Here is a 6,627-nt window from a genome sequence, read left to right as displayed (position 1 = left end):
ATGCAGGTCTCCGGGGCGGGCGGGGGCGCCCCCGGCATAGACGCTGCGGCCGGGCCTGGCCAGCGCGGCGTCCGGCCCGGTGCCTCGTCATCGGGGTGTCTCACCACCCAATTCCTTTAACGCCTTGGCGTACCCCTGGCCCCCGACACCGCAGGGAGCCGCTGCGCCGCGATGGCCAGTTTCAACGATCCGCGCTTCGCCGCGCAATGGCAGCTGCAGCCGGGTCATGGCATCAACATCACCCCGCTCTACGACGACTATGCCGGGCAGGGCATCAAGGTCGGACTGATCGACACGATCCTCGACACCGACAATCCGGAGCTCGGCGGCCAGGTCGATCCGCGCGCCGGGCAGCAGGCGGCGGCGGTGAAGGGGGGCGAGGCGGCGGCGACCTCGCATGGCACCGGCGTCGCGCTGGTGCTGGCGGCGGCGGCGAACAACAACTATGGCGGCGTCGGCGCGGCCTATGGCGTCACCCTGGTCTCCTACCGCCTCGATGCCCGCGCCGACCGGACGGTGGCGCAGGAGACAGAGATGCTCGGCCTGCAATGGCAGGTCGATGTCTCGAACAATTCCTGGAGCCGCTCGGGCGACCATTTCCGCGACGATTTCGGCCGCGCGGAGTATGCCGGCGCGGCGGCGGCCATCGCCGGGGCGGTGGCGCACGGGCGGGACGGGCTCGGCACCGTCATCGTCCGCTCCGCCGGCAACAATGGCGCCACCGACGACGTCAACACCCACAGCTATTCCAACAACCGCTACACCCTGCTGGTCGGCGCCACCGACGCCAGGGGGCTGGTGCAGGGCTTCTCCAACCCCGGCGCGGCGCTGCTGGTGATGGCCCCGGCCAGCGCCACCTCCTATGCCGCGCCGCTGGCCAGCGCCACGGCGGCGCTGATGCTGCAGGCCAATCCCGGGCTCGGCTGGCGCGACGTGCAGGCCATCCTGGCGCTGACCGCGCGCGTCACCGATGCCGCCAATGCCGGCTGGTTCGACAATGCCGGGGAGGGCTGGAATGGCGGCGGGCTGCATGTCTCGCGCCGCGCCGGCTTCGGGCTGATCGATGCCCGCGCCGCCGTGCGCCTGGCCGAAACCTGGCAGGCGCAATCGACCAGCGCCAATCAGCTGGAGGCCAGCGCCGCCGCCACCCCGGAAGCGGCCCTGGCGGATGCCGGCAGCAGCGTGTTCTCCCTCACCATCGACCGCGACCTGGCGGTCGAGCGGGCCGAGGTGACGCTGTCGCTCGACCATGCGAAAATCGGCGAGCTGCGGCTGGTGCTGGTCTCGCCCGCGGGCACCGAGAGCGTGCTGCTCGACCAGCTGCACCAGGGCGACTACGACCCGGCCAGTGGCCAGCTGCGCTTCACCTTCGCCAGCACGCAATTCCTGCGCGAGGCCGCGCGCGGTGACTGGCAGCTGCGCATCGACGACCTGGCCGCGGGCAATGCCGGCCTGTTGCGCAGCTGGTCGCTGACCCTGCTGGGCAGCGCCGCCAGCGACGACACCCAGCACATCTACACCGACGAATTTTTGGCTGTTGCCAGCGCGGATCCGACGCGGGCGGTGCTGCGCGACGCGGCGGGGACCGACACGATCAATGCCGCGGCGGTCTCGGGCGATTCCTGGATCGACCTCGGCGGCGACAGCCGCATCGCCGGCGCCACCTTGCGCATCGCCGAAGGCACGCTGATCGAGAACGCCATCGGCGGCGACGGCGACGACGTGCTGATCGGCAATGCCCTGGCCAACCATCTGCAGGGCGGCCGCGGCGACGACCACCTGCAGGGCGGCGCGGGCGACGACATCCTGGAAGGCGGCCTCGGCGACGACCTGCTGGAGGGCGGGCTGGGCGACGACCTCTACCGCGTGACCGACACCGGCGACCGCGTGGTCGAGCAAGCCAGTGAAGGCCATGACCGGGTCGATTCGAGCATCGACTATGCCCTGCCGGAGAATGTCGAGGAGCTGACCCTGCTCGACGGCGCGGTGGCCGGCCGCGGCAATGACGGCGACAACCGCGTCACCGGCAATGCCGCGGCCAATCTGCTGGAGGGCGGCGGCGGCGATGACTGGCTCGATGGCGGCGCCGGCGCCGACCGGATGCTGGGCGGGCTGGGCAACGACACCTATGTCGTCGATGACCCCGGCGACCTCGTCGAGGAGCAGCCCTTCGCCGGCTACGACACCGTGCGCAGCGCCATCAGCTACCGGCTGCCGGCCTCGGTCGAATACCTGGTGCTGACCGGCGAGGCCGCCATCGACGGCACCGGCAATGCCAGCGCCAATGTCATCACCGGCAATGACGCGGCCAACACGCTGCGCGGCGAGGACGGGCCCGACCGGCTGTCCGGCGGCGGCGGCGACGACCTGCTCCATGGCGGCGCCGGCAGCGACTGGCTGGAGGGCGGCGACGGCCATGACTGGCTCCATGGTGGCGCCGGCATCGACCTGATGCGCGGCGGCGCCGGCGACGACACCTATGTGGTCGACGACAGCGGCGACATGGTCTCCGAGCAGCCCGGCGGCGGCGATGACCGCGTCATCAGCACCGTCGATTTCAGCCTGCCCTCGGAGGTCGAGGTGCTGGCGCTGACCGCCCTGGCGGCGACGCGCGGCACCGGCAACCGGCTGGACAACAGCATCATCGGCCATAGCGGCGCCAATCTGCTGCAGGGCATGGGCGGCGATGACAGCCTTTATGGCGGCGGCGGCGACGACCGGCTGGAGGGCGGCTCGGGCAACGACCTGCTGGCCGGCGGCGCCGGCGCCGACACCATGCTGGGCGGCAGCGGCGACGACATCTACCTGGTCGACGACCCCGGCGACATCGTGGTCGAGGAACGCTTCCAGGGCTTCGACCTGGTGCAGTCGAGCGTGTCCTTCACCCTGCCCGACTGGGTCGAATACCTGACGCTGACCGGCGCCGCGGCGATCGACGGCACCGGCAATGACGGCTCCAACGTGCTGAATGGCAATTGGGGCAACAATCTGCTGCGCGGCGAGGGCGGCGCCGACACGCTGCGCGGCATGGCCGGCGACGACATCCTCTGGGGCGGGGCGGGCAATGACCTGCTCTCCGGCGGCAGCGGCGGCGACGTGCTGCGCGGCGGGGCCGGCAACGACCTGGTCTATGGCGGCCTCGGCGCCGACCGCTTCGTCGTCGCGCCCGGCGAGGGCGACGACCGCTTCGGTGATTTCCGCCCCTCCCAGGGCGATGTGCTGGTGCTGGAGGGCTTCGGCCCGGACCTGGACAGCTGGGACGCGGTGCTGGCCCTGCTGACCCGCCAGGGCAGCAACCTGGTGCTCGATCTGGGTGGTGTCAGCGGGGGGCAGGGCGGCACCGTGACCTTCCTCGGCCTGCCGATCGGCGCGCTGGGGCCGGATCACGTCATCTTTGGTTAGTCCGGCTGGACTAAGTCGCCTGACGTCGGCTAGTCTCCGGCGCAAGGAGCAGGCCCATGACCACCGTGAACATCCATGCCGCCAAGACCCATCTGTCCCGCCTGGTCGATGCCGCCGCCGAGGGCGAGGAAATCCTGATCGCCCGGGCCGGGCGGCCGGTGGCGCGGCTGGTCGCGCTGGCCGCCCCGGCGCCGCGGCGGCGGCTCGGGCGGCTGGCCGGGCAGCTGGCCGTGCCGGCCGATTTCGACGCGCCGCTGCCGGACGACGTGCTGGACGGGTTCGAGGCGGGCTGAATGCGGCTGCTGCTCGACACCCATCTGCTGATCTGGGCCCTGGCCGAGCCGGCCCGGCTGGATGCGGCAACCCGCGCTGTCCTGGAGGATGCCGGCAACGAGGTGCTGTTCAGCGCCGCCTCGCTGTGGGAGATCGCCATCAAGGCCGGGCTCGGCCGGCCGGATTTCGCCGTCGATCCCGGCCAGGTGCTGGCCGCGGCGCTGGAGACCGGCTTCACCGAGCTGCCGGTGCGCGCCGCCGCCACCCTGGGCGTCGCCCGGCTGCCGCCGCTGCACCGCGACCCCTTCGATCGTCTGCTGGTGGCCCAGGCCATGGCCGAGCCGGTGCGGCTCTACACCGCCGACCCGCTGCTGCCGCCCTATTCCGAGCTGGTGACGCTGGTGTCGAGGATGGCGGTCACATAGCGCCGACGGCGACCGGCATCGCCGGCACCAGGACCGGGGCGGCCGCCGCCGCGGGGGCGGCGGCGCAGATCCGGTTGCGCCCGCCCATCTTCGCCGCGTAGAGCGCGCTGTCGGCGGCCGAGAGCAGCGCGTCGGCGCCCGAGCGCGCGCCGGGCTCGTCGAGCTCCGGCTCCGGATAGACGGTGGCGACGCCGACGCTGATGGTGACGATGCCGGCGGGCTGGTTGCCGGCATGCGGCAGCGCCTCGGCGGCGACGGCGGCGCGCACCCGCTCGGCCAGCAGGGCGGCGCCCTCGGCATCGGTGCGCGGCATCAGCATGGCGAATTCCTCGCCGCCCTGGCGCGCCGCGACATCGCCCGGCCGCCGCGCGGTGGCCGACAGGCAGTCGGCCAGCATGCGCAGGCAGGTGTCGCCGGCCGGATGGCCGTAGCGGTCGTTGTAGCGCTTGAAGTTGTCGGCATCGAGCACGAGCAGCGACAGCGGCTGGCCCTCCCGCGCGCAGCGGCGCCATTCCAGCGCCATCGCCTCCTCGAAGCGGCGGCGGTTGGCCAGGCCGGTCAGCGCGTCGGTGGTGGCCATCTCCTCCATGTTCTCCAGCGCCTCGAGCAGCCGCGCCTCGGCGGCCTTGGCCTCGGTGGCGTCGCGCATGACGGCGACATAGCCGAGCGGCGCGCCGGTCACCGGATGGCGGTGGGTGCGCGCCCGCAGGTCGATCCAGACCCAGCGGCCATCGGGATGCTGGAAGCGGTAGGTGACGGCGGCATCGGGGTCGCCGGCGGCCAGCGCCATGGCGGCGGCCTCCACCCAGTCGACATCGTCCGGATGGGCGCGATCGGTCAGGGCATGGGTGATGACCTCCTCCGGCGGCAGGCCCAGCACCCGGTCGGCCATCGGCGAGACATAGCGGCGGGTGCCGTCGACATCGCTGAGCACCACGACGTCGCCGGAATTCTCGGCGATCAGGCGGAAGCGCGCCTCGCTCTCGCGCAGCGCCGCCTCGGCCGAGCGCGCCTCGGTGACGTCGCTGCAGGTGGTGACGATGCCGCCCGGCAGCGGATGCGCGCGCAGCGTCAGCAGCCGGCCATCCGGCAGGGTCAGCGCCAGCGGCGAGCGCTCGGCGGTCAGCAGCGCCAGGCAGCGGGCGGTGGCCTCGGCCGCCGCCTCGGGGCCCAGCCGCGCGGCCATGGCGGGGGCCACCGCGGCGGCCGGGCGGCCGGCGGTCAGCAGCGCCGCCGGCAGGTCGAGCTGGGTGCGGAACAGCGTGTTGGCGGCGACCAGCCGGTTGCCGGTGTCCCAGATCGCCAGGCCCTGGCCCATGGTGGCGGCGATACCCTCCAGCAGGGCGTGGCGGCGGGCCAGCGCCCGGCTCTGGATGCCGATGGCCCAGCGGAAGACCAGCAGCGCCGCCAGGCCGCTGGCGCCGAGGCCGAGGCCGGCCAGCGCCAGGGCCAGCCCGCTGGCGCCCGCCTGCAGCAGCAGCGCCAGGCTGAGCCCGGCCGGCAGCAGCCAGGCCAGCGCCTGCAGCAGCGCCATGAGCCGGCCGAGCCCGCAGGCCCTCCGGGCCGCCAGGTCGGCAATCGCAGCGGTGAAGCGGGCGAAGCGGGGCATGGCCCAGCAGGCCGCCAGAAGTGCTGCGGCTTTATTAATGATCCCAAGCAGCGCTTCGGGATTTATTCAGGCAGGGGCGCGGCTTGACCGGAACCGGTCGTGCAAGCCTGAGCTTGGCCGCGCCGGCCGGCCGTGGCGCAACCCAGGGTGGAGGGCGGCTCGCCGCCATGCCCGTCGGCTCCACGCCGCGGCCGCCCACCCGAGTCGCCGGGCCCGGCGCGGGCGGAAATGGCTGCGATCGAGCGCGCCGGCGCCTGGTGCCCTGGTCAGGCGATGCCGGGCCGCGGCGGGCGCAGCGCCACGACGCTGCGGATGTGGTAGCGCATCTCGGCGGTGGCGATGGTGGCGTCGCCGCGCTGCAGCGCGTTCAGGATGCGGCCATGCTCGGCCAGGACCCGTTCCGGCCAATGCGGCCGATGGCCCTCCATGCCGCGCACCAGGCAGGCCTTGTCATGCATGGTCTCGATCTGCTGCAGCAGGGCGGCGTTGCGCGCGCCCTGGGCGATGCGCAGGTGGAACTCGCCGTCCAGCGCGTTGAAGGCGTCGAAGTCGGCATCGGCCAGCGCCGCGCGCTGCACCGCGATCAGCCGCTGCAGGTCGGCCGGGCAGTCGGGGTCGCGCGGCAGGGCCAGGCTGATCGCCATGCATTCCAGCGCCTCGCGCAGCTCGCAGAATTCCTGCACCTCCTCCTCGGTCATGCGGATGACGCGCCAGAAGCGGCCGAAGCGTTCGACCAGCCCGTCGCGCAGCAGGCGCTGCAGCACCTCGCGCACGGGCGTGCGGCTGACGCCGAAGCGCTGGCCGAGCGTCACCTCCTGCAATTGCGTGCCGGGCGGCCAGCGCAGCGAGACGATCTCGGCCTTCAGCCGGGCATGCAGCTCGCCGCTCAGATGGGCGGGGGCGGGCTCGGCCGGGGCG

The 6,627-nt window shown here is 73.2% G+C and carries 5 protein-coding genes; 3 read left to right on the top strand and 2 right to left on the bottom strand.

The genetic code is table 11. From position 1 onward, the window contains the following. Positions 1 to 171: 171 nt before the first annotated feature. The 3 genes from GVN67_RS27540 to GVN67_RS27530 are packed head-to-tail and all read left to right on the top strand — an operon-like array spanning position 172 to position 4,100. Positions 172 to 3,402, top strand: a complete 3,231-nt coding sequence (locus tag GVN67_RS27540; protein ID WP_160000514.1) for a S8 family serine peptidase — start codon at positions 172 to 174, stop codon at positions 3,400 to 3,402. 56 nt (positions 3,403 to 3,458) lie between these two features. Next, positions 3,459 to 3,695, top strand: a complete 237-nt coding sequence (locus GVN67_RS27535; RefSeq protein WP_160000513.1) for a type II toxin-antitoxin system Phd/YefM family antitoxin — start codon at positions 3,459 to 3,461, stop codon at positions 3,693 to 3,695. Continuing rightward, complete coding sequence (locus GVN67_RS27530; RefSeq protein ID WP_160000512.1) at positions 3,696 to 4,100, top strand: type II toxin-antitoxin system VapC family toxin; 405 nt, start codon at positions 3,696 to 3,698, stop codon at positions 4,098 to 4,100. On the opposite strand, the gene GVN67_RS27525 is transcribed toward GVN67_RS27530, so the two are convergent. Both GVN67_RS27525 and GVN67_RS27520 read right to left on the bottom strand, forming a co-directional pair. Next, a complete protein-coding gene (locus GVN67_RS27525) occupies positions 4,093 to 5,709 on the bottom strand; it encodes a diguanylate cyclase (protein ID WP_160000511.1) in 1,617 nt (538 codons plus the stop codon). The two genes, GVN67_RS27530 and GVN67_RS27525, sit on opposite strands and share 8 nt — an antisense overlap. A 266-nt stretch (positions 5,710 to 5,975) precedes the next feature. Next, positions 5,976 to 6,627, bottom strand: a 652-nt coding sequence (locus tag GVN67_RS27520; RefSeq protein ID WP_160000510.1) for a GntR family transcriptional regulator, incomplete at its 5' end; no start/stop codon positions are given.

The organism is Roseomonas sp. 18066 (assembly GCF_902706185.1).
Taxonomy (GTDB): domain Bacteria; phylum Pseudomonadota; class Alphaproteobacteria; order Acetobacterales; family Acetobacteraceae; genus Pseudoroseomonas.
This window is presented reverse-complemented; position numbering and strand designations above follow the sequence as displayed.

Coding starts and splice junctions, on each gene's coding strand:
- GVN67_RS27540 (WP_160000514.1), top strand. CDS start 172: ATGGCCAGTTTCAACGATCCGCGCTTCGCCGCGCAATGGCAGCTGCAG.
- GVN67_RS27535 (WP_160000513.1), top strand. CDS start 3,459: ATGACCACCGTGAACATCCATGCCGCCAAGACCCATCTGTCCCGCCTG.
- GVN67_RS27530 (WP_160000512.1), top strand. CDS start 3,696: ATGCGGCTGCTGCTCGACACCCATCTGCTGATCTGGGCCCTGGCCGAG.
- GVN67_RS27525 (WP_160000511.1), bottom strand. CDS start 5,709: ATGCCCCGCTTCGCCCGCTTCACCGCTGCGATTGCCGACCTGGCGGCC.